Raw genomic sequence first — 3463 nt, 5'->3', positions numbered from 1 at the left:
TGAATGGCGAGAAAGCGGGACAAACAGACCATTGGCCAGCGAATTGTTTTGCCCGAAACGCCGTCGTTCATGCTCCAGCAGCGTCTAATTCGGGAGTATGAGACTCTCGATAGCGGCTTCGATCGAAATCTTCGGTTCACCGGGGATTTCGGTGCCTTCTGATACGTTCCACGGCACCAGAGTTGCTTTCAACGTACCGGAAAAGACTCCATCGTCTGATAGTTTTCCATTTGAAATCTCGGCGTCACCCACGCCTTCTTGCATCATCCAGGCCTCTGCTGTGCTGCCTCCGGATCTATAAAACGTCACTTCTTGAACCATGGTGACCGGTCCCATAGTGAGGAGATCAACGCCGAGACTGGGCCATCCGGGTGTGCCTGCGGCCGTTACAACGTGGGCGTCTATGGAAATGATCTTCGGTCCTCCAGCGTCGATTTGGAATGCATAGGGCGTCCCGTCTGGTTCAGCCAGAACCATCAAGTTCAGGTTTTCATCTCCCAGGGACGCATTAATCGAGCCAAGAGCGCGCCAACCCTCTGCCAGGTCTCCAGCCCAGCAGAGCGTCGGAACGACAAAGGGTAGTACCATAAGAAAAGACCGCATGATTTTTTCCACTTTGTTTCAGTAAGTTGCGTTAAGAAATCAACCTTTACATTTCTTGATCGCGTCGCGGTGAGCCGCCCCGAACTTATTCATTTGGTTGAGTGCTTCCGTGTCGGAAAGTCCGGCTGCAATCGCGTGTCTTTTGGTCGCCTTATCCCACGCTACCGCAAGTGCATCACCCGCCTCCTGGTGTTCAAGGGCTGTTTTGCTCGCGACGCTGTATTGGACAAAATGTTTGTAGCCGATTTCTTTCTTGAGCGCCTCGCTGGCGCATTCGCAAACCTCTGCGGCATCATAAGACAAGCAAACATCCGTTACTGGATCCGCACTCGCAGTCTGCGCCCCAAAGCATGCAATGCAAAAAATGAAAGAAAGCCGCCTCACACCAACTCCGTCTCAAATAATAGAAAGCTGAACCATCCTTGGCTTTTGTGTCAAGCCAGCATCGCTTTGCCACCCCCAAGCCGACATCCAACAAAACTTCAGCTGGCGGAACAGTCAGCATAGCCTCAACGGGTGAGCGTCCTCTTCGGGCTCGATGCAGTCATTCACCGAATTTTAGCGACTGTCCGCTGTGTAGCGGAAAGCAGACCTTCAACGCTGGAAACTTGAACTTTGGCTCTTAATGACGGCTTTCACCAGCACCGGACGTTCTTTTGAAATAAGCGAAGGACTGCTGTGCGGACAATCCCGCCGTTCACTGCAACGCCGCACATCTAAGCCTTTCGAGTGAGCGCTGTGCGACCAAGTAGAAGCAAACGCGCAGAGAATTTAGGCTAATTGAAGGGGGTTCTCTGGCTAGCCACCGCTTGGGATGCACTTGTTCCATGCATTCTGCCTAGGTCCTTCGTATTCTCCTTGACTTGACCAGCGGAGACTTTGCCCCGACAGTTCAAATGCGTTGTAAAACTCCCGCACGTTATCGTGCAAAAAAAAGGAACGCTAATGCATCTCGACTTAGCACATGCTCTTGTGGCCGGACTGCTCATCGTCGCGACAATTATTGCCATGCAACGGCTTGGCTATTACACCTCTCACAGAGAAGGGGGTCCACGCTGGAGTTGGCCGCTGTTCATAGCGATTTTTGCAGTCATGACGGTCTTCAATTTGCTTTGGCCATATGGATAGCGGAGCATGCAGGAAACTCGCCAAGTCTTATGCAGGCATGTCACTAATTTGCCGGTGACCGCGGCTTCAACGGAATGTTCTTGAGATTTCTCCGAATTGTCTCAGCTTTCCTGTTGCTTGGTCTCGGTCTCTACTTCGCATCTATATCCAGATGCACCTTCGTCCCCTTTGAACAAGACAAAGAGATGACGACAGCGCTCCCAGGCAAAGGTACTGCTGCTGCAGAATTGGCCGAACAGGTCGTAGGCAACGATTCTGGGACTACTGCTTTCTTTCCACTTCTCAGCGGGATTGACGCACTTGGAGCAAGGCTGAAACTGATCGAAACGGCCGAGCGTTCGATTGATCTCAAGACATTTCTGATTAAACCCGACGCGGTCGGCAAGTTGGTGTGGCTCGAACTTTTCGAAGCTGCCGAACGCGGGGTCAAGGTGAGGCTTTTGTTCGACGATGTATTTACGACAGCTCGAGATGATCAGATTGCCACACTAAATGCGCATCCAAATGTTGAAATTCGAGCATTTAACCCTCTTTCGAGAAACTGTAGTTTCGCAATGAACTTTGTTTTGGATTTCAAGCGCGTAAATCGGCGCATGCACAACAAAGCTATGGTCGTCGATGGAACTATTGCGGTGATGGGCGGGCGCAACATCGCCGATGAGTATTACCAAATCGGAACAGACCACGAATTCGCGGATTTCGACCTACTGCTGGCTGGGGCTGTGACGGATCAACTGTCGGATGCCTTCGATCTCTATTGGAACGATCGCTGGGCCGTACCGCTAGATCGTATCGCTTCGGCCGACCCAAAACCCTTGCAGGAAATAGTGGCTCGGTTTCGCGCGCAATCAGAATCCCCTGAGTTCGAAGCATATACTCGAGCAATCAATTCGGAGTTTTTGAAGGCTGTTGAGTTGGGTAAGGCAGCGAGACATGACGGCAGCGCGCGTGTCGTCGTCGATCACCCCGACAAGCTGCGCGCCCCACCGGGGAAAGGGTCCAGAGAGGTTGCCGATGAGCTTTACGACACCCTACGGGGTGCGACGAGCGATATCCTGTTGATTACGCCATACTTCGTGCCGCAACAGAAGATCGCGTCAGCTCTCGCTGATCAGGCCGCCAAGGGGCGCCGGGTTAGGGTCGCGACGAATTCGCTTGCATCGACGAACCATCCCTATGTGCATGGGGGATACGCAAGCTATCGAGAGATGTTGCTGAACGCGGGTGTTGAGTTCCTTGAGGTTCGCTCTGATGCCCCTGCGCTGGTAACGGGGCATGACACGCCGCTTACGATGCATACGAAACTTGCCGTGATCGATGGGCAGACCGTGTTTGCAGGGTCGACTAACGTCGATCCGCGCTCGATAGATCTGAATTCCGAAATTGCCGTGATCATTAAGAGTGCATCGCTGGCCGATGGAATAGTGTCGCGGGTCGATGCGCTTGCGCCAGACTACGCATTCAACGTTGTCTTGGGACAGGATGGTCGGCTGCGGTGGCTTTATTCAGGCAAAACTGGCCCGGCGATCTATGATCGTGAACCCGGTGCAGGCCTAGCCAGCAGGATTGTTGCATTTGTGACAGGGTGGCTCCCGGTCGAAGGGCAGCTTTGAACAACTGCTGAGGGATGTGAAAGTCCAACTTTATTTCATCAAATCTTCGCGTTTAGATGTCGCTGTTTATCAATTTTCCAAGCTAGGTTAGTGTCTGTTCTGGGCTCTTCTGAGACATC

At 52.5% G+C, this 3463-nt stretch carries 3 protein-coding genes; 1 reads left to right on the top strand and 2 read right to left on the bottom strand.

Translation table 11 applies throughout. From position 1 onward, the window contains the following. Positions 1 to 84: 84 nt before the first annotated feature. Positions 85 to 603 (bottom strand): hypothetical protein, encoded by a 519-nt coding sequence (locus tag TR61_RS19215; protein ID WP_157440998.1) that lies wholly within the window; start codon positions 601 to 603, stop codon positions 85 to 87. A gap of 39 nt (positions 604 to 642) precedes the next feature. After that, a complete protein-coding gene (locus TR61_RS19210; protein ID WP_050932154.1) occupies positions 643 to 906 on the bottom strand; it encodes a hypothetical protein in 264 nt (87 codons plus the stop codon). A 1010-nt stretch (positions 907 to 1916) separates the two neighbouring features. On the opposite strand from TR61_RS19210, the gene TR61_RS19200 reads away from it, so the two are divergent. Next, on the top strand, positions 1917 to 3344 hold the full coding sequence (locus TR61_RS19200; RefSeq protein ID WP_172677031.1) for a phospholipase D family protein: 1428 nt from the start codon (positions 1917 to 1919) through the stop codon (positions 3342 to 3344). The last annotated feature ends 119 nt before the right edge of the window (positions 3345 to 3463 follow it).

It is taken from the genome of Aestuariivita boseongensis (assembly GCF_001262635.1).
Lineage (GTDB): Bacteria > Pseudomonadota > Alphaproteobacteria > Rhodobacterales > Rhodobacteraceae > Aestuariivita > Aestuariivita boseongensis.
The sequence above is the reverse complement of the archived record's forward strand: the minus strand, read 5'-3'. Positions and strand labels throughout refer to the sequence as shown.

Coding starts and splice junctions, on each gene's coding strand:
- TR61_RS19215 (WP_157440998.1), bottom strand. CDS start 603: ATGCGGTCTTTTCTTATGGTACTACCCTTTGTCGTTCCGACGCTCTGC.
- TR61_RS19200 (WP_172677031.1), top strand. CDS start 1,917: ATGACGACAGCGCTCCCAGGCAAAGGTACTGCTGCTGCAGAATTGGCC.